The 19,383-nt window shown below is 27.6% G+C and carries 19 protein-coding genes; 1 reads left to right on the top strand and 18 read right to left on the bottom strand.

Going from position 1 to position 19,383, the window contains the following annotated elements; translation table 11 throughout:
- Positions 1 to 308 precede the first annotated feature (308 nt).
- On the top strand, positions 309 to 1,973 hold the full coding sequence (locus ABFX13_RS04790) for an ABC transporter substrate-binding protein (protein WP_346043183.1): 1,665 nt from the start codon (positions 309 to 311) through the stop codon (positions 1,971 to 1,973).
- 215 nt (positions 1,974 to 2,188) lie between these two features.
- On the opposite strand, the gene ABFX13_RS04785 is transcribed toward ABFX13_RS04790, so the two are convergent.
- The 18 genes from ABFX13_RS04785 to fliG all read right to left on the bottom strand — a co-directional run bounded on the left by ABFX13_RS04785 (position 2,189) and on the right by fliG (position 19,377).
- On the bottom strand, positions 2,189 to 3,304 hold the full coding sequence (locus tag ABFX13_RS04785) for a hypothetical protein (protein WP_346043180.1): 1,116 nt from the start codon (positions 3,302 to 3,304) through the stop codon (positions 2,189 to 2,191).
- Between the two features lie 665 nt (positions 3,305 to 3,969).
- A complete protein-coding gene (locus ABFX13_RS04780) occupies positions 3,970 to 4,725 on the bottom strand; it encodes a flagellar hook-basal body complex protein (RefSeq protein ID WP_346043178.1) in 756 nt (251 codons plus the stop codon).
- An 8-nt stretch (positions 4,726 to 4,733) separates the two neighbouring features.
- Positions 4,734 to 5,507 (bottom strand): flagellar hook-basal body complex protein, encoded by a 774-nt coding sequence (locus ABFX13_RS04775; protein WP_346043176.1) that lies wholly within the window; start codon positions 5,505 to 5,507, stop codon positions 4,734 to 4,736.
- Between the two features lie 8 nt (positions 5,508 to 5,515).
- Positions 5,516 to 6,220, bottom strand: coding sequence for a sigma-70 family RNA polymerase sigma factor (locus tag ABFX13_RS04770; RefSeq protein ID WP_346043173.1), 705 nt, complete (start codon positions 6,218 to 6,220; stop codon positions 5,516 to 5,518).
- A 20-nt stretch (positions 6,221 to 6,240) separates the two neighbouring features.
- Entirely contained in the window at positions 6,241 to 8,298 is a 2,058-nt protein-coding gene (gene flhA, locus ABFX13_RS04765) for a flagellar biosynthesis protein FlhA (RefSeq protein ID WP_346043171.1), read from the bottom strand.
- Between the two features lie 12 nt (positions 8,299 to 8,310).
- Entirely contained in the window at positions 8,311 to 10,143 is a 1,833-nt protein-coding gene (locus tag ABFX13_RS04760; RefSeq protein WP_346043169.1) for a fused FliR family export protein/FlhB family type III secretion system protein, read from the bottom strand.
- A gap of 8 nt (positions 10,144 to 10,151) precedes the next feature.
- Positions 10,152 to 10,421: a flagellar biosynthesis protein FliQ gene (gene fliQ / locus ABFX13_RS04755; RefSeq protein WP_147545592.1), complete on the bottom strand. Its 270-nt coding sequence runs from the start codon at positions 10,419 to 10,421 to the stop codon at positions 10,152 to 10,154.
- Between the two features lie 18 nt (positions 10,422 to 10,439).
- The gene (gene fliP, locus ABFX13_RS04750) at positions 10,440 to 11,105 is read right to left on the bottom strand and encodes a flagellar type III secretion system pore protein FliP (protein ID WP_346043164.1); all 666 of its coding nucleotides are present in this window, start codon (positions 11,103 to 11,105) and stop codon (positions 10,440 to 10,442) included.
- The gene (locus tag ABFX13_RS04745) at positions 11,089 to 11,508 is read right to left on the bottom strand and encodes a flagellar biosynthetic protein FliO (protein ID WP_346043161.1); all 420 of its coding nucleotides are present in this window, start codon (positions 11,506 to 11,508) and stop codon (positions 11,089 to 11,091) included. The genes fliP and ABFX13_RS04745 overlap by 17 nt, the downstream gene beginning before the upstream one ends.
- A 34-nt stretch (positions 11,509 to 11,542) precedes the next feature.
- Positions 11,543 to 12,307, bottom strand: coding sequence for an OmpA/MotB family protein (locus ABFX13_RS04740; RefSeq protein ID WP_346043158.1), 765 nt, complete (start codon positions 12,305 to 12,307; stop codon positions 11,543 to 11,545).
- On the bottom strand, positions 12,297 to 13,103 hold the full coding sequence (locus ABFX13_RS04735; RefSeq protein WP_346043156.1) for a motility protein A: 807 nt from the start codon (positions 13,101 to 13,103) through the stop codon (positions 12,297 to 12,299). The genes ABFX13_RS04740 and ABFX13_RS04735 overlap by 11 nt, the downstream gene beginning before the upstream one ends.
- A 14-nt stretch (positions 13,104 to 13,117) precedes the next feature.
- The gene (locus ABFX13_RS04730) at positions 13,118 to 13,963 is read right to left on the bottom strand and encodes a flagellar hook-basal body complex protein (protein ID WP_346043154.1); all 846 of its coding nucleotides are present in this window, start codon (positions 13,961 to 13,963) and stop codon (positions 13,118 to 13,120) included.
- Positions 13,964 to 14,002: 39 nt separating this feature from the next.
- Complete coding sequence (locus tag ABFX13_RS04725; protein ID WP_346043150.1) at positions 14,003 to 14,554, bottom strand: flagellar hook assembly protein FlgD; 552 nt, start codon at positions 14,552 to 14,554, stop codon at positions 14,003 to 14,005.
- A gap of 10 nt (positions 14,555 to 14,564) precedes the next feature.
- The gene (locus ABFX13_RS04720; RefSeq protein WP_346043148.1) at positions 14,565 to 15,779 is read right to left on the bottom strand and encodes a flagellar hook-length control protein FliK; all 1,215 of its coding nucleotides are present in this window, start codon (positions 15,777 to 15,779) and stop codon (positions 14,565 to 14,567) included.
- Between the two features lie 13 nt (positions 15,780 to 15,792).
- Positions 15,793 to 16,233, bottom strand: a complete 441-nt coding sequence (fliJ, locus tag ABFX13_RS04715; RefSeq protein WP_346043145.1) for a flagellar export protein FliJ — start codon at positions 16,231 to 16,233, stop codon at positions 15,793 to 15,795.
- A gap of 15 nt (positions 16,234 to 16,248) precedes the next feature.
- Positions 16,249 to 17,556 (bottom strand): flagellar protein export ATPase FliI, encoded by a 1,308-nt coding sequence (gene fliI, locus ABFX13_RS04710; RefSeq protein WP_346043135.1) that lies wholly within the window; start codon positions 17,554 to 17,556, stop codon positions 16,249 to 16,251.
- Positions 17,553 to 18,338, bottom strand: coding sequence for a FliH/SctL family protein (locus ABFX13_RS04705; protein WP_346043132.1), 786 nt, complete (start codon positions 18,336 to 18,338; stop codon positions 17,553 to 17,555). The genes fliI and ABFX13_RS04705 overlap by 4 nt, the downstream gene beginning before the upstream one ends.
- On the bottom strand, positions 18,325 to 19,377 hold the full coding sequence (gene fliG, locus ABFX13_RS04700) for a flagellar motor switch protein FliG (protein ID WP_346043130.1): 1,053 nt from the start codon (positions 19,375 to 19,377) through the stop codon (positions 18,325 to 18,327). The genes ABFX13_RS04705 and fliG overlap by 14 nt, the downstream gene beginning before the upstream one ends.
- Positions 19,378 to 19,383: the final 6 nt, after the last annotated feature.

Raw genomic sequence — 19,383 nt, 5'->3', positions numbered from 1 at the left:
AACATATATCAATTAAAGTACTACATAAATTATTAAGTGATAAATAGCATTTTGTATTTCAAAAAATTTATTTATTTTCTAAATTTTCTTTTTATTAATTGATAACATTTTCATGTATTGTTATACTAATAATATAAACAATATTTATCAATGAAATTTTTTTACTTTTATAAAAAAGTATATTGTTAATAATATATCTTTAATATCAAAATTTTAACTACTAATTGACCCATCTTATTATTTATAACAATAAATTTCTTTAAGTTTATCCTTATTATTTTTTAATTATATATTAGGAGGAATTTTATATGGTTTTAAGAAAAAAACTTGCTTTGTTATTTACCTTATCTTCGGTTGGAGCTTTATCTTTAGTAGGATGCTCTAGCACTGATTCATCTCAAGGAAAGACAAATTCTTCTAATTCTATAGACCCTTATACTTTACTTGCAAATGAAAATGCAAGAAAGGCTATAGTTATGTCTGTAGATACATCTCAAATTGCAGATATTATATTTAATAATGGCTCTAAGGCAATTTCTTTTGTAACTCCAGAAAGTTTAGCCTTTACAAAAGATGGTAAGGACTATAGAGAAATAGCTGGCGATATGGGTTATAAACCAAATGATGAAGAAGCTAAAAAAGCTTGGGAAAAAGCTAAAGAAGAGTTAAACTTTGATACTGTTACACTTGAATTATTGACTTATGAACATGAACTTGATCGAAAACTTGCTGAGTTTATACAAGCAGAACTTAAGGATAATTTAGAAGGATTAGACCTTAAGATAAAACAACAGCCTTTAAAACAAAAACTAGAATTAGCTATAAAAGGTGATTACCATATAAACTTAGATGGATGGGCTGCAGATTATCCTGATCCATTGACTTTCCTTGACCTATTTACTACAGATGGAATGTATGCTAAAAGATTATCTTATTCAAATTCTGATTATGATAAGCTAATAAATGAAGCTAAATTAGCTACTACTCCTGAAGAAAGTTTTGCTAAGTTTGGAGAAGCTGAAAAATTATTCTTAAACAGTGCTCATATATCACCACTTTATCAAGTAGGTGGTTCTTTCCTTCAAAAATCTAATGTTAAAGATATAGTTCGATATACTTACGGTTCTCCAGCTTCATATAAATGGGCAGATATTGATAAGCCTAATAAAGAATTAAATCTAGTTTTAGGTGGTGACATTCCTACACTTAATGTCAGTAAAGCAGCTGATATGGATTCTTTCTACATGCTAACAAATACCATGGAAGGTCTTACAAGAGTTGATGCAAAAGGTGTAGCTACGCCTGCTATGGCTGAAAGCTGGGAACAATCAGAAGATGGTAAGACTTGGACTTTTAAAATAAGAAAAGATGCTAAATGGTCTAATGGAGATCCAGTTACTGCACACGACTTTGAATATTCTTGGAAGAGAACTTTAAATCCTAAAACAGCTTCTCAATATGGATATGTTATGTATGATATAGAAGGTGCTAGTGATTATAATAACGGAAAAGTTGATAATGCTGATAATGTTGGTGTAAAAGCCTTAGATGAGAATACATTAGAAGTTAAATTAAATAGACGTATTAATTACTTTGACCAACTTATGTCATTTTGTGTCTTCTTCCCTCAAAATCAAAAATTTGTAGAATCTCAAGGCGATAAAATTGGTACTACAGCTGAAAATACAATTTATAATGGTCCATTTAAAATGACTAATTGGAAGATGGATGATATTATTGTTTTAAGTAAAAATGATAATTATTGGGATAAAGATAATGTTAAATTAAACACGATCAACTTTAAAGTTGTTAAAGATCCAAATGCTGCAATTAACTTATATGAATCTAATGAAATAGATGTAGTTGGATTATCATCTGAAAATGTTGATAAATATAAAGATTCCAAAGAATTTATGACTACTAAAAAAGCTGAAACTTATTTCTTAATGCTTAATAATAAAGGTTCTAAATAAAATTTTTATGTAAATTTGTAAAATTTGTTTAGAAATCTAATTTTTAGGGTATTTATAATTGCGATAGCTTGTCTTAAATAAAAATTTTAATTCTTGCCTATGAGATTTTTATTTGAAATAAAAAAGGAGCTTCTTAGTCGATCGAAATATCTAAGAAATTGCTCCTTTTTTATTTTATGCTCAAATTCTTTTTAATCAAAATTTTTTTGTAATAATTATACATTTTCAACGTTATATTCACTATCTAATTTTTCTTTATATCCATTTACAAGTGAATCTAGTGCTTGTTTTATTTCATATTCGCTAGGTAATATTACATATCGTCTTGCATCTAATACAAATTTACTTTCCTTATTAACTATATTAACACTAGAAATTTTCTTATTTACACTACCCTTCATATCTAAAAGTAGTTGTGAAAATTCTCCTTTAGTTATATTTTTTAATATTATATAGATTTCTTTTTCTGTAAGTAAGTTCTCATAAGAAACTCTTTCTACTTCTTCATTAAACATTTGCATAACTTCTTTATTTGTATTTTTTATATACTTATTAAGTATAACTCTAGATCCTTTATAAGCTCCTAAAGATCCTAATGCTATACAAACTATATTTAATATAAGATATATAATTGAATTATTTATTAGTTTACCATATTGAGTAATTGCACATAATATAAAAAACGCTAAAGCTCCGCCTAAAAATCCTAATACTAATTTAATATTATTTATTTTATCGTAACTTTCTTTATCTTCTAAGTAAAATTCTTCATCTATAGTATGATCTCTATACTTGTATAAATCTATATTAAGTGAATTATTCGTTGAATGTAGATTATTTGCAAATCTAATGTATTCATTTTTATCTACTGTATTATCTAAGTCTAAGCTATGAATAAATTCTTCTCCAAAAACTTTTATACTTCTTGTAATAGATTTTTTTAGTGCATCTTCTTTAGAGTCTCCATTCCATATAGAAAGAGCGTATTCTATACTTCCAGACATTCCTAAGATATGTTCTGTTTCTACACTTCCATCTATTTCAAAAAAGTCTATTCCTTTTACTTTCCCTTCATTAGCTATAATTTTAGCTTGATTATATGTAAATCTACCTCTTTTTAATATTTTTTTTGGCTCTAATGTTGATTGAGTCATACCTTCTTTTATTCGATCTTCAAAATCCCCTATAGCCTCGTCATATTTATCTATTGGAATTTCAATATTAATAGGACTTCCATCTTCATTTATAAACCTTAATTCACCATAATTTAAGCAAGAATCTACACATCGTTCTCCACTACTGTTATATTTACTTTTTAGTATCTTTGTCATATATAATTTTCACCCTTCGCAAATGAACTTTGATTTTTCTATGGTTTTCACTAATTCACTACATCATCAAATATATCTAGTATAATTAGTGCCCTTTTGTTAAATCAAATATATCTATTAAAATCATTTTTGTTTTATTAAAAACTTCTGTAATTTTAAGAGGTATAGCTAAAACTCTTGAAAAGTTTGATAACATAGATTTCTAGCTTTTCTATTTATAAATTTATTATTTGCATTTTTTCTTATTACTTGTTATTGTCAATTATCTATTCTATAACAAGCCCTCTTTTACTTTTTATAAGTCCAATTTTAAACTTAGAATTTTTATTGCATCTCTACTAAATTTAATAATCTTTTAGTCTTTAAACACTAAAACTCTATCTATACAATATAAGTCCTTTTAATAAAGGATTTATATTGTATTTAATTAGTTAAAAGTTAAGACTTATTATATACATAAATTCTTGAAAGCTAGCTTACTCTATTTTCCTAACTTTTCAAGTTGTATTCTCTATTTTTAGTTCATAGTTTATGTACATAGTACTTACAAAAACCTTCAGCTATAACAGATAAAAACATCATATTTTCAGTAAAGTATCTTTGAGACTTTTCAAATTATAATCTCTTAAAAATTTTTCCCATAATATTTGCCTATTATTTTTTAATTATCTACTTTGAAGATTATTTGCTATTGACCACATTTCATCTACTGCCTGCATACCCTTACTATTATATTGAAATGCTCTTTGAGCTAGTATCAAATCTACCATTTCATTTTGCATGTTTACATTTGACATTTCTACATAACCCTGTAAAATCTTTTTGTTTTGTACAGTTTCAACTTGTGATTGGTCTGCTGTAAATAAACTATCTCCTATAGATGTAAAGTCAGCATCACCTTTAGATGTATATAATTGTATGTCCCCTACTTTATTTTTGTCTAAATATACTTCCCCAAATTTATTTATACTCAAATTTCCATTTTTTAAATCAAGATTTTTTAAATTTCCGTTAATAGTTTGTATATCTAATACATTTCCATTATCATCTACTAATTTTCCTGCAGCATCTAAATTAAATTCACCATTTCTAGTATATGCATAACTTCCATCACTTCTTATAACCCTAAAAAATCCTTCTCCATCTATAGCAAGATTAGTATTTATTTTAGTTTCTTTTATTGCTCCTTGAGAATAATTTCTAGTTACTTGAGATATCCTAGAACCTGTACCTGTTATAGCATCTTTAGAGTTTGTTGGATAAGATCTTTTATCTAGTGATTCTTTATATAAATCTAAAAAACTTACCTCTAATTTTTTATACCCAACAGTTTGAACATTTGTTATATTATTAGATATTGTGTCTATATTAGATTGACTTGATAACATACCCGACTTACTATTATGCATTATATTGTACATATCTTTACCTACCTTACATTTCCTATTTCACTAGCAATTTGTCTAAGTGTAGAATCTATAGTTTGTATAACTCTTTGGTTTGCTTCAAACTCTTTTATAGTTTCCATAGACTCTGCCATAGTACTTATATAATCTACATTTGATCCTTCTACAAACCCTTGTTTTACAGAATAATTATTAGCATTTATTGGATTAGCTCCTGAATATAAATTATCTCCAACTTTTTTAAGACTTTTATAGTTATTAAAATCCATAATATTAAAGTTATAACTATTTCCACCATCTATAATTAATTCGTTGGATGTTGTTAATGTCATTTTACCTCTTCCAACATATATAGGCTCAACATTTTGATTTGCTTTATTTATACCCATAACATTATGTCCACCATTTGTTACTAAATATCCTTGAGAATTAACCTTAAAAGATCCATCTCTAGAATAAAATATATTTCCACCAGAATCTCTTACTTGAAAAAATCCACTTCCATTTAAAGCAAAATCTGAATTATTTTCTGTTGAGATAAAAGTTCCTTGTTTAAAATTAGTACTTACCTCATCTATTTTAGTTCCAAAGCTTACGCCTCCTAAAATCTGTTTAGTTGCGATTCCATTTTTATAGTTATCATTATTTGATAAAATCATCTCATCAAAACTTTTAGATATAAGTTTATCTTCCTTATATCCATTAGTTTTTAAATTAGCTATATTACTTGTTAAAACACTTTGTCTTTCTTGTAAGTTTAGCATTGATGATACAGATGTGTATAATCCTCTTAGCATATTTCCTCCTAATCTAGGTAATTTAATTTTTTCATCATACCTCTTAAATTTAAGATAGCTTTTTTATTTAATTGCGATACTCTAGATTCAGAAACTCCTAATACTTCACCAATTTCTTTTAGTGTTAGTTCTTCATAATAATATAGTGATAGCACTAACCTATCTCTTTCACTTAACATATCTAATGCTTTCGTTACTGTTTCTATTAATTCATCTTTTTCTATAGAATCTTCTATATTTACAGATTCATCTTTAATGATATCGATAAGCTTTAAATCATTTTCACTATCTAAAACAATATTATCAAGAGAGCTTGTGTTTAAATTCAAAGTACTTTTTTTAATCTTATAAACTTCATTTTTTGATATATCCATATAATCTGATATTTCTTCTATTGTTGGTTGTCTAAGATATTTATGTTGTAAGTGTTCTACACAATTTTTATATGATTTTACTTTGCTTAAGCAACCTCTAGATACAGGTGATTGCTTTCTTATCTCATCTATTATATAAGATGTTATTCTTATTGAAGCATATGTAGAAAATTTGACACCTTTTTCTTCATCAAATTTATCACTTGCATCTAGAAGTCCCATAACACCATAACTTACTAGATCTTCAAATTCCATACCTATCTTATTTGTATAATATTTAGACGCAATGCTTTTAACAATAGGCATATTTTGATTTATCAGTTCTTCTTTACTAATCATAACTATAACAACTCCAATCGCTATATATTAACTACACCTTGAGATTTTATTTGAACATCACTAGGTATTTCATTTAATGACAATATAGTTAAATTAGGAAAGACCATTTCTACTAATTTTCTAAATGGTGCTCTTATTTTTGGAGAAACTAATAATATTGGTCTATTGTTATTAAAGTTTATAGACTCTATAGTACTTTGTATTCCTTTAAATATTTTATTAGTAGTATCTGGATCTATAGCAGGATATGTTCCATTTACAGACCTTTGTAAACTATTAGCTACTAAGTTTTCAATTTCCATAGATAATGTTGTTACTGTAATTGAGTTATTATCATCTATTAGCTCAAAGCATATACTTCTACTCATCGCCATTCTTACATATTCGGTAAGTAGCTCTAAATCTTTAGTATTTCTTGCATTATCTGCCAAAGTTTCTAATATAGTAACTCTATCTTTTATAGATACTTTTTCTTTTAATAAGTTTTGGAATATCTTTTGAACTTCTCCTAATGTCATTAAATCTGGTATTAATTCATCTACAACCGCACTATATCTTTCTCTTGTAGCATCTATAATAGCTTTAACTTCTTGTCTTCCCATAAGTTCATGCGATCTAGCTTTTATAGTTTCAAGTAAGTGCGTTACTAATATGGTTGTAGGATCTACAACTGTAAATCCATATAATTCTGCTTCTTCAGCTTTATCTTTTTCTATCCATAAAGCATCTAATCCAAAAGTAGGTTCTTTAGTGGATATACCTTCCATATCTATATCCATTCCCATAGGATTCATGCATAGTAACATATTTGGCATAAGCTCATATGTTGTAACTGGTATTCCTTTTATTTTAATGCTATATTGATTTGGTTCTAATTGTAAATTATCTCTTATTCTTATTGGATGTACAATTATACCCATATCTATTGCACACTGTCTTCTAACAGATACTATTCTTTGTAATAAATCGCCACCATTACTTTCATCTGCTAGTGGAATTATTCCATATCCTATTTCTACTTCTATAGGTTCTACATTTATAAGTGTTGACACATCTTCTGCATTTTCTAAACTTTCTTCAGGAGTAGGTGTCTCTTCTATTTCATGTAATACATCATTTTCTTCAGACTTTTCTTCCTTATTAAGCGTATATCCTATAAATATCGCTCCTGCACCCAAGGTAAAAAATGATAACTTAGGAAGTCCTGGTAAAAGTCCTAATAATACTAATACTATTCCTGCCATAAGTACTGCTCTTGGAATAGACATTAATTGCTTTCCTAATTGATTACTAAAGTTCTCTTCACCATTGACTTTAGTTACTAATATACCTGCTGAAGTTGATATGATTAATGCTGGTATCTGACTTACTAGTCCATCCCCTATTGTAAGTCTTGTATATGTTTGTATTGATTCCATAAAATCCATATCAAGCATTACAACTCCAATTACTATACCTGCAAGTATATTTATTGTAGTTATTATGATTCCTGCAATGGCATCACCTTTTACAAACTTAGATGCACCATCCATAGATCCATAAAACTCAGCTTCTTGTTGAAGCTCTTTTCTTCTTTTTCTCGCTGTTTTTTCACTTATCATACCTGCATTTAAATCTGCATCTATACTCATTTGCTTACCTGGTAAGGCATCTAGAGTAAATCTTGCAGATACTTCAGATACTCTACTTGAACCATTTGTTATAACAACAAATTGAATTATTATTATTATCAAAAATATAATTATACCTACTACATAATTTCCCCCAACAACAAAACTACCAAAAGACTCGATTACATTTCCTGCATATCCTTGACCTAATATAAGTCTTGTTGAGGATATATTAAGTCCAAGTCTAAATAAAGTAGTAACTAAGAGTATTGTAGGAAATATAGATAGTTCTAATATACTAGTTGAAAAAATAGTCATAAGTAATATCAGCACAGAAAATCCTATATTCATAGCTAACATTACATCTAGTAAGAATGGTGGTAGCGGAATTATTATCATAAGTATAATTCCAATTATCCCAAATCCAACTAATATATCAGCTCTTTTTGTAAGATTTAATTTTTCCATTTAAAACCTCTTTTACATTTTTTTGTATCTATTTTTTATCTTATAAACTGCCACTAATACCTCTGCTACTTCTTGATACACCTTTTCAGGTATCTCTTGTTCAATTTCTACCTCTTTATACATAAGCCTAGCTAAAGGCTTGTTTTCTATAATTGGTATATCATGTTCTTTAGCTATTTCTCTTATTTTAAAGGCTACTAAATCAGCTCCTTTTGCAACTACAATTGGTGCTTGGTCTTTTCCCTTTTCATACTTTATAGCTATGGATATATGAGTGGGATTTGTTACAATTACACTGGCTGATGGTACAGCTTCCATCATCCTTCTTGATGACATCTCTCTTTGTTTTTGTTTTATTTTTCCTTTAATTTCTGGATTACCTTCCATTTGTTTATATTCTTCTTTAACTTCTTGCTTAGTCATTTTTAAGTCTTTTTTGTGCATATACTTTTGATAAGCAAAGTCAAGTACTGAAATTACTAGTAATGCTAATAATATGCTTTGTATTAAGCTTTTTATAAGAGTAATAATTGTACTTATCAAATAAGGAAGATATATATCACCTGTTTTAAGTATTCCCATGAAATTTTTCTCCATAAAAGAGTATCCAACCTTAAATAATATAGTTACAAGAATTATACTTTTAATTAAATTTCCAAGTGCCTTTTTTGAAAACATATTTTTAAATCCACTTATTGGATTTAACTTCGATAGCTTAGGTTTTAATGGTTCTCCTGTCATCAAAAATCCACTTTGCATTAAATTTCCTATAGTTGAAAATAAAATAATAATTACACCAATAGGAATTATTATTTTCATAAAACCCGTTAGCATCATCATAAGTAAACTTCCAACGATGTTAAATGAAAATTCATTTGAAAATCCAATATTTAAATACTTTACTATTGATTCTTTAAGTTCTGAAATCACAAAATCAGACATAGAGTAAATTATCATAAGTACACCTAATAAAGTTACTGTTGTTACAACCTCTTTACTCTTAGCTACATTTCCGCTTTTTCTTGCATCTTTTATTTTTTTTGAAGATGGTTCTTCTGTCTTATCATCAGTTGATAAAATTGCACCTAGTGGTGCCATAGCTGATAAATAGGAGCTATGGTGACTTATAAATGTTCCATTTAATATATCTGTCATATGAACTAATAAATTATGTAATTCAGTTAATATAAATGGTAATGAAATTACAAAGAACATTATTCCAACTAATATCTTTAATGGCATTCCTATAATCATTACATTTAACTGAGGAACACTTCTTGATATTAGCCCCATTATAAAATCAGTTATTATAAGAGCTAATATTATTGGTACTGCAATTTTAAATCCAATAACAAAACATTGGATAAATACATTAACTATATATCCATAGTTATTAGTTAGTATAGGACTTCCTACTTTTACAAGTTTAAAACTCTGGCTTATACCTGTTATAAGTTTGTGATGTCCATTCATACTAAAAAACACCATTATTCCAATCCAATAAACCATATTTTCTATTAAAGTATTATTTTCATGACTATTAGGATCATAAATATTTATCATAGATAATCCTAATTGTTGATCTATTAAACTACCTGCTATTTTCAAGCTATTTATACATACACTTGTTATATAACCTAAAACCAATCCTGTTATAGTTTCTATTACTGCAATATGAATAAAATCATATATGCTACTTACTTCTAAATGTACATTAACAGTAAAAGATATTATTACTGACATGAATAAAGTAAAAGTAACTTTAAATGCATTTGGCGTTCCACTCGGAAATATTATATTTATACATGAAAAAAACGCAATCAATCTAATAAATACAAATATCAATTTATAGATTATCCTTTTATTGCTGCTATCATATTCATAATTTTGTTAGTAAACTGTATAAGTTCATTTAGCATCCAAGCTCCTCCAACTACCAAAGTCAATGCTATAACTATTAACTTTGGTATAAAAGATAAAGTTTGTTCTTGGATTTGAGTGGTTGCTTGAAATATACTTACTAATAACCCTACTAATAAAGATAGTATTAGTATCGGTCCTCCTACTAACATTGCTGTATATAAAGTTTCTTTTACTATACTAATTACTACACTTTCATTCATAATGAATACTCTCCTCAATTATTGAAAACTTAACAGTAAAGATTTTATTAATAAATTCCATCCATCTACCATTATGAATAACAATAATTTAAATGGTAATGAAATCATAACAGGTGGAAGCATAAACATTCCCATAGACATAAGTACACTTGATACAACTAAGTCTATTAATAAAAATGGTAAATATATTAAAAATCCAATTTGAAATGCTGTTTTAAGCTCACTAATAGCAAAAGCTGGAACTAATATATATAAAGGAATATTTTCTCTAGTCATCTTTTTTTTGTCTATATCTGAATTTTCAACAAATAACTTTATATCTTCTTGTCTAGTTTGCTTTAATAAAAACTTTCTTACAGGCTTCTCAGCTTTTTCTACAGCTTGTTCAAATTTAATTTCATGATTCATATATGGTTGTAATGCTTGTTCATTTATCTGTTTTACGGTTGGGGCCATAACAAACATAGTCAAGCAAATTGCTAATCCTACTAATACTTGATTAGGTATTGATTGTTGAGCTCCTAATGCTGATTTTATAAACGAAAAAGTTATTATAATTCTTACAAAGCTAGTCATCATAAACACTATAGCGCTTAAAAACATTAGCATTGTAAGAACTAAAAATAATTTCATTAAAGGAGTGTATTCACCTAAGTATGGCGTTATATCATTTAATGTTTGCATCTTCATTCTCCTTTAGTTTGTTTATTACATCCATTGTGTTGTACATATTCTTATTAAATTTAATTTTATTAAATTTAACTTTTTTAAATTTAGAAGGATTAAATTTTAATTTATTACTACTTTTTTTATTTTTTTCAATTTCTTCTAAATCTGCTTTGTTTAAGTCTCTTACTCTTTCTACATTATTAGGTGAGATTAGTAATACACACCCTTCATCTCCAGTTTTCAAAACTATTAAAAAAGTATCTTTACTAATGCTCACCTTTTCTATTACTTTTGCATATCTGTATATGCCCATATTTTGCAAACTAAATCCATTCATCTTATGTGCTATTAAAATTATTAAAAACATTAAGATAATGAATGCACTTAAATTTACTAAATATCGTAACATTTCATCCATAATAAGTTACTTTTGCTCCTTTTTTATATTGAGATTATTTGCTTTGATTTTTAGTGTCTTGTGTTTGTTTATTTTGTTGTGATTGATCATCTTTTTGATCTACAATTAAGATATCAACTCTTCTATTTATAGCTCTATTTTCTGGTGTAGAATTATCTACTAAAGGTTTAAATTCTCCATAACCTTTTACTGCAAATCTTGTTGGCTTTATACCTTTTTTCTCAACAAAGTAACTAACAACACTTACAGCCCTTGCTGTTGATAAGTCCCAGTTTGATGCAAATCTTGAATTATGTATAGGAACATTATCAGTATGACCTTCTACTAAAATATCATTATCCATTCCATTTACTAAAGTAGTTATAGTATCAAGTGCTTGTATACTTGTTGGTTTTAATTCATCTCTACCAGAATCAAATAAAATAGTTTCATCTAATTGTAATATTATACCTCTGTCTTCTTGTCTTACTTTTATAACATTATTAAGATTATTGTTTTCTATTACTTTATTTACTTTTTTCTCTAAATCTTCTTTAACTTCTTTTGCATCTTTTTTAGCTTTATCAATGTCAACTTTTATATCATTTATATCCATTACTTTTGTCACAGCCGTAGATCCTTTTAAAGATTTTTGTAATGCTTCAGATAATTGTTTTAACTTTTGACTGTCTACAGCAGACATTGAATATAGCAGTATAAAGAAAGTAAGAAGTAAGGTTATAGTATCTGCATAGGTGTCCATCCAAGAACTTTCACCCATATCATCATTTTTTCCTCGTCTTCTATCTCTACGCGGCATTTGCTGATCCACCCTCTAACTTATTATAGTAAGCTTTCTTCTCTTTTGGTGTTAAAAAGTTTACTAACTTTTCTTCTATAACTCTAGAGCTATCTCCATTTTGGATACTCATGATTCCACAAATCATCATATCCATACGCTCACACTCTTTTTCACCTTTTATTTGAATATTAGCTCCTAATGGACTTAATACTGCATTTGCCATTAATGCTCCATAAAAAGTAGTTATTAAGGCTGCTGCCATACCTTTTGCTATAGTATCTGGAGTTCCCATATCCGATAGCATTTGTATAAGTCCTATAAGTGTACCAACCATACCAAATGCTGGTGCATATCCTCCCCAGACTTTATAAATTTTAGCACCTTTACTAAAATTATTTTCTGCTTCTGCTACTTCTATTTCTAAAATTTCTTTTATATCTTCCATATCAATTCCATCTATTGCTAGTTCTAGACCTTTTCTTAAGAAATTATCTTCTATTTGTGATACTTCTTGTTCTACTGCAAGAGGTCCATCTTTTCTAACTTTTCTAGCTAATTCTTTGAATTGATCAACTAAATCGACTTTATTTACATTCCCAGATCTTAGGGTTTCTTTTGTCGCTTTAAATCCTGTTTTTATATCATCCATAGAGAATGTTATAAGTACTGCTGCAAATGAACCACCTACTGTTATGGCTAAAGAGGGTGCATCTATAAATGCACCTATCCCTGTACTTCCTAACGATATTCCTAACGCAACGAATCCAAAAACCAGTACAAGCCCTATGGGAGTTAATATATCATTCTTTTTCATATTATCCTCCTAAATTATCTCTTTAAATTTATTATTTCTTGAAGTAATTCATCACTAGTTGTTATAACTTTACTTGCTGCTTGGAATGCTCTTGTTGTTACTATCATTTCTGTAAATTCTTCAGAAAGATCTATATTTGACATCTCTATTGCACCTTGATTTACAAGTCCATGTTTAGTATTAAACATTGGCTCTCCAGAGTTTGCAGTTTGTCCATAAAGATTTCCACTTAAAGACTCTAATCCTTCTGGGTTATGAAATATAGCTATTTTTAAAGTTTGAGCATTTTCAACTTTAGTTCCATCTGCTAAAAGATATGATATTTTACCTTCTTTAGATATATTAAATGATAAAACTTTTTGCATTTTTCCATCTGGATTTCTTTCTTCTTTTGGGATTAGTATTGGCTTGTTATTTCCTCCCTTATCAACTCCCATAACCTTGTATCCATCAGCAGTTACTAAGTTTCCATTTTTATCTAATGTAAATGATCCATCTCTTGTATATGCATTTTGATTTGGACCAACACCTACAACAAAGAACCCGTCTCCGTCCATTGCTAAATCAGTAGGTCTACCAGTTGGTTGTATAGCTCCTTGAGACATGTTTCTAAAGATTCCACTTACCTTTGCACCTATACCAACTTGTCCTGGGTTTACCCCTCCTATTACATTAGGATCATCTGCATTTCCACCAGGAACACTTGAATATATAACTGTTTGATTTAAAGCATCTGAAAATCTTGTAGTTGATTTTTTAAATCCTGTTGTTCCTACATTTGCAACGTTATTACCTACAACGTCCATCTTAGTTTGATTTGACTTCATTCCACTTATTCCTGAATACATTGACTTTAACATAAATTTTATCTCCCTTTTTTATAAATTTATATCTATGTTTTACTTATTTTTACTTGCTTTTATAAGAGATCCATATTCTATGGATTTTATCTCACTTGTTTTATCAACTCTTACATCCATGTATACAATTCCATTTTTCATTTCTATACTTTCAACAACACCAGTTATAGTTTTTTTATTTTCTTCTTCATTTTCTTTTGTTTTTCTTATTTCATTAATATTAATTTCATCTGGGTCATAAGCTTCAATATGCTTTCCTATCATTGAAGATGCCGTACCCATAGCCAAATTTGTCAAAACTCCATTTGTTAATCCTTCAATATTACCCATGCTATTGTTTAAATTTTGCATCTGCTCTAAAGTATTAAACTGAGCTAACTGAGTTATATACTGAGTTGGATCTTGAGGATTCATAGGGTCTTGATGACTCATTTGTGCTACTAATAATTTTAAAAATAAGTTTTTATCTGTTTCTTTTCCAGCCATAACTATAGCTGTTCCATTTTCAGTTTTATTTGAAGATTTAGTGTTGTTTGTTTTCATATTATTTTGTTTTATATTTTTTTGAGTTACGTTCATAAAATTATTCATACTCTAACCTCTAAGCTAATATATTAAAATTCTCTTGCGAGTTAGCTACTTCTTCTATATCTTCTATAGAACTTACTTGCTTATGATTGTTTCTTTTTTGTTTTCTAGGTTCTTCTCTTTTTCCAAATTGTTGATTTAAATTATCTGAAAAGAAATTTTCTGCATTTGGCTTCATAGTCACAACTACATCTTTAGATTTTATACCTAAATCAAATAAGTGCTTATTTATATCACCTATATTTTTATTTAACATTTTAAAAGTATCTTCTTTACTTACATTTATAAATACTTTAGTTGCTTCACTATCTTTCATAAGCTTTATAGTCATATCTCCTAATTCTTTAGGATTTATATTTACTTTTATTTCTTCTATATTATTATTTTTTAAATACTTAACCATCTTTATAAAATCATCTGCCATATTATTTGCTCTTATAGTTACAGCTGGCAAATTTTTATTGGCAATTGAGTCTTGGATAAAAACCTTATTAGATATTGTAGAAAAAGCACTGACATTTTTGTCTAGTATGTTTTCTAAAATATTTAAATCCTTGTCATCTTTTTTAGGTTTCATCTCTACAACGTTGCTTTTATTTGCATTTGTAGATACATTTAACTCTTCATAAGATTTTAAACTTTTTATCTCATCATCTAATTTTTCAATCATATTTAAAGTACTTAAATTATCTACTTCAACTGATTTTTTTGTTTTTTCTACAGTTTTTTTCGACATTTCTTTAATATCTGGATCTATTTCATAATTAGATTTTAATATATTAGAAAATTCTTTTAATAAATTAACTTCTGATTTAACTTCTTTATAATTTTTATCTAAATTTAAATCTTTATCTATATTAAAAATTTTATTAAAATCAAAATCATTACCAAATTCATCTTTAATTAAATCTATTAACTTATCTTCATTTATATCACTTAAATCTAATTGAAGATTTTTGTTATTTAATTTATTAATTATAAAATCCATTTCTTTTTTTACATCATTATCTGTGTTACCTATTTCTTTAAATAGTTTTATATTCGAAATAAGATTTTGTAATAATGACATAATATCCATACTATTATCATTACTAGTGTTGTCTTTATCTAAATCTAAAGAAGAAATTATATCTTCAAAATTAACACTATTTGATAAAAAACTATTTACACTAGTATTTTCAGATGGCTTTTTACTCAATTCTGTAGAAATATTTAAATTAAAATCCATATACAACCATCCTTTATGATATCTTCTTTTTGTTTCTTATGTATGCATATAAAGCAAATTCATCATTTTCTATTTGCTCTTTTCTTTCTTCTTCTTTTCTTAACTTTGTAAGTTTATTTTCTTTTAAAGTTTCTAAAGATTTTCTATTTATCTGTTTTTCAATAAAATTATCTTTTGCTTCAGATACCTTTTTTTCTTTTTCTACTAACATATTGTTACATTCTTCTATTGTTTGGGTAATAAAATATAAGTAGTTAAATCTAATTTTTTGACTAATAGTATCTTCAGATTCATTAAACTTAGAGTATCTTTTATAATCAGAATCTAATGATTTAATATTTTCTTCTAATATTTTTTTATCATTCTGAGCTTTTGTATACTCTAACTTACTTGCTTCTTCTTCTTTTATTTTTATATCTAATAACTTTTGTAACTTAAACTTATATTTTGTCACTTAAAACGCTCCTTGTTATTTAAATATACCTTTTAATTCACTTATACTTTTTTCAAATTCAGTTTTTTCATTTACACCTTGTTTTAAAAATGAATTAACTCTATCTATATATTCAATAGCCATATCTATGTTTTTATTAGAACCATTTTCATATGCTCCTATATTTATTAAATCTTCAGCCTCTTTATAAGTTGCTAATATGTCTCTAGCTAATGATGCAGCATCTTGGTGTTCTTGTTCACAGATTTCTTTCATAAGTCTACTTACACTGTTTAATATATCGATCGCTGGATAATGATTCTTATGTGCTAAATCTCTAGATAAAACTATATGTCCATCTAATATACCTCTTACAGTGTCTGCAATAGGTTCATTAAAATCATCCCCGTCTACTAATACAGTATAAAATGCAGTTATAGATCCTTGTTCTGACATTCCACTTCTCTCCATAAGTTTTGGAAGTAATGCAAATACTGAAGGTGTATATCCTTTTTGTGCAGGTGGTTCTCCTATAGCAAGTCCAACTTCTCTTTGAGCCATAGCAAATCTCGTTACAGAATCCATCATTAATATGACCTTTTTACCTTGATCTCTAAAATATTCCGCAATTGCAGTTGCTGTTAATGCACCTTTTAATCTCATTAGAGGTGATTTATCTGATGTTGCACAAACAACTACAGATTTTTTCATACCTTCTTCTCCTAAATCTCTTTCTATAAAGTCAAGTACTTCTCTACCTCTTTCTCCTATAAGTGCAATAACATTTACATCTGCTTGTGCAGTTCTTGCTATCATTCCTAGTGTTGTACTTTTTCCTACTCCACTTCCTGCAAATATTCCTATTCTTTGGCCTTCTCCACAAGTTAAAAATCCATCGATAGCTCTAATTCCAGTTGGCATAATATTTTTAATTCTTGGTCTTTTCATAGGATCTGGAGGTTCATTTGAAAGACTATATCTTTCTCCACCTAAAATTTCAATATCATCTATTGGATTTCCTATTCCATCAAGAACTTTTCCTAAAAGATCCTCACTACACTTAACACTAAGAGGAATCCCTCTGGCAACTACCCTACACCCAGGTGCCACTCCTGCTAACTCACCTAATGGCATAAGAATTACATTGTTATTTTTAAAACCTACAACTTCACAATTTATAGGTTCATCTGCATAATTGTAAACGGTACATAACTCTCCAACGAAGGATTTTATACCTTCAACTTCTACAGTCAATCCTATTATTTTAGTAACCTTACCTTCTGCTATTACACCTTTTATATCTAAAACTTTATGTTTTAATTTTTCAAAATCTAAATTTATCATAATAGCTCCTCTTTTACTTTTTCTATTACACAGTCAATACCTACAATTAATCTACCTTTATTGGTTTCAATTATTGCATTTCCTGCTTCTATAGAATTATCTGCTAGTACAAAAGCTTGACCTTTTATAGATTTTTCATTTTTTAGAACATTAATTTTTTCATTTATACTTTCTACATAAACTGAATTTGCTTTAATAACAAAATTTTCGCTAATTTCATATTCACTTATAACAGACTCTAGTATATTATTCATAGAATCTATTTCTTTGAATTTTTCTTTAAGTACTTTTTCCGCTATTGTTATACTTAAATCTATTATTTGTTTTTTATTTTCCTTTAAATATTCAACAACTTGATTTTTAGAGTCTATTAAAATACTACTTGCTTGTTGAATAATTTTTTCTGACTCTGACTTTGCTTTTTCAATATGTTCCTCATAAGCTTCTTTATAGCCATCCTCATATCCATTTTGTAATCCTTGTGAATGACCTTCTTCATAAGCTTCTTGTTTTATTTCACAAGCTTTTTCTTGAGCTTCTTCAACAATTTTTGAACTATCTAATTCTGTTTGTTTTAAAATTTCTTCATATTTTTCTTTAGCTTTTAATATCTGTTTTTCTAATTCTTCTTTAGTTTGTTCTAATTCAGTTTTAATTTTTTCATCTTCTTCAACTTGCTCTTTTAAATTTATATTATCTAAGTGAGTAGTTTTTAAAGGCTTAAAACCTTTAAAAACTACTCCATCTGATTTTATAATATTTGTATTTTTAAATGAATTCATCTTCTGAACCTCTAGATAATGTTATTTCTCCAGTATCTTCAAGTCTTCTAACAATATTTACAATAGATTGTTGAGCTTCTTCTACCTGAGATATTTTTACTTTTCCTAGTAATTCTATTTCTTCTCTTAAAGCTTGAGATGCTCTTTGAGATTGGTTTTTAAATATAGCACCTGAAACATCTGAAGATGCACCTTTAAGAGCAAATGCAAGATCTTTAACATTAACCTCTTTAAGAATTCTTTGTATAGCCATATTATCAAGTCTAACAATATCATCAAATATAAACATGTTAGATTTAATTTCTTCAGCCAATTCTTCATTTTTAGATTCAATGAATTTGATTATGCTCTTTTCTGTTTTTCTATCAACATTACTTAATATATCTACTAGACTATTAACTCCTCCAGAACTTTCCATATCTAACTTACCTAGACTAGTTAGCTTTGCTTCTATAGCTTTATCTATAGATTTTATTACAGCTGGTGCTATGTTAGATGTAGTTCCTATTTTTAAGGAAATCTCAAGTTTTAATTCATCTGGTAATTCAGACAATACAAGTGCTGCTTTATCAGGTTGAATATGAGAAAGTAATATAGCTATTGCTTGTGGACTTTCACCTTGTATACATGCAAGTATTTGTTCTGGTTCAGCCTTTCTAGCCGAAACAAAAAGTTTTGTGTATGCATCATACTTTATACCTTCTAGTAACTTAGTTGCCCTTTGACTTCCTAATGCACCATTAAGTAATGATTTAGCACAATCTATACCACCTTCTATAACAAATTCTTTACCTTTATTTAACTCTATAAATTCTTGTAAAACTTCTCTTCTTTCTCTTGGTTTAACAGTATTTATATTAGCTATTTCAACACCTATTTTTTGAATTTTTCTATCAGATAAATTTTTTATTACGCTTGCAGCTACTTCTGGTCCTAAAGTCATAAGTAGTATAGCTGCTTTTCTTGCACCCGTAACTCTTCTAAACTTAGGTATATCCCCTAAGTCAAACGCATTACCTTTAACGCCTTCTTTTTGCAAATAAAA

Origin of the sequence: Paraclostridium tenue, assembly GCF_039521565.1 — a bacterium.
GTDB classification, from domain to species: Bacteria; Bacillota; Clostridia; order Peptostreptococcales; family Peptostreptococcaceae; genus Paraclostridium; species Paraclostridium tenue.
The sequence above is the reverse complement of the archived record's forward strand: the minus strand, read 5'-3'. Positions and strand labels throughout refer to the sequence as shown.

What these genes read in the sequence shown, in the direction of transcription:
- ABFX13_RS04720 (WP_346043148.1), bottom strand. Translation starts at nt 15,779, where the DNA reads ATGGATTTTAATTTAAATATTTCTACAGAATTGAGTAAAAAGCCATCT.
- ABFX13_RS04780 (WP_346043178.1), bottom strand. Translation starts at nt 4,725, where the DNA reads ATGTACAATATAATGCATAATAGTAAGTCGGGTATGTTATCAAGTCAA.
- ABFX13_RS04775 (WP_346043176.1), bottom strand. Translation starts at nt 5,507, where the DNA reads ATGCTAAGAGGATTATACACATCTGTATCATCAATGCTAAACTTACAA.
- fliI (WP_346043135.1), bottom strand. Translation starts at nt 17,556, where the DNA reads ATGATAAATTTAGATTTTGAAAAATTAAAACATAAAGTTTTAGATATA.
- ABFX13_RS04745 (WP_346043161.1), bottom strand. Translation starts at nt 11,508, where the DNA reads ATGGATGAAATGTTACGATATTTAGTAAATTTAAGTGCATTCATTATC.
- fliQ (WP_147545592.1), bottom strand. Translation starts at nt 10,421, where the DNA reads ATGAATGAAAGTGTAGTAATTAGTATAGTAAAAGAAACTTTATATACA.
- flhA (WP_346043171.1), bottom strand. Translation starts at nt 8,298, where the DNA reads ATGGAAAAATTAAATCTTACAAAAAGAGCTGATATATTAGTTGGATTT.
- ABFX13_RS04740 (WP_346043158.1), bottom strand. Translation starts at nt 12,307, where the DNA reads ATGCCGCGTAGAGATAGAAGACGAGGAAAAAATGATGATATGGGTGAA.
- fliP (WP_346043164.1), bottom strand. Translation starts at nt 11,105, where the DNA reads ATGCAAACATTAAATGATATAACGCCATACTTAGGTGAATACACTCCT.
- ABFX13_RS04785 (WP_346043180.1), bottom strand. Translation starts at nt 3,304, where the DNA reads ATGACAAAGATACTAAAAAGTAAATATAACAGTAGTGGAGAACGATGT.
- ABFX13_RS04735 (WP_346043156.1), bottom strand. Translation starts at nt 13,103, where the DNA reads ATGAAAAAGAATGATATATTAACTCCCATAGGGCTTGTACTGGTTTTT.
- ABFX13_RS04725 (WP_346043150.1), bottom strand. Translation starts at nt 14,554, where the DNA reads ATGAATAATTTTATGAACGTAACTCAAAAAAATATAAAACAAAATAAT.
- ABFX13_RS04790 (WP_346043183.1), top strand. Translation starts at nt 309, where the DNA reads ATGGTTTTAAGAAAAAAACTTGCTTTGTTATTTACCTTATCTTCGGTT.
- ABFX13_RS04770 (WP_346043173.1), bottom strand. Translation starts at nt 6,220, where the DNA reads ATGATTAGTAAAGAAGAACTGATAAATCAAAATATGCCTATTGTTAAA.
- ABFX13_RS04730 (WP_346043154.1), bottom strand. Translation starts at nt 13,963, where the DNA reads ATGTTAAAGTCAATGTATTCAGGAATAAGTGGAATGAAGTCAAATCAA.
- ABFX13_RS04705 (WP_346043132.1), bottom strand. Translation starts at nt 18,338, where the DNA reads ATGAATTCATTTAAAAATACAAATATTATAAAATCAGATGGAGTAGTT.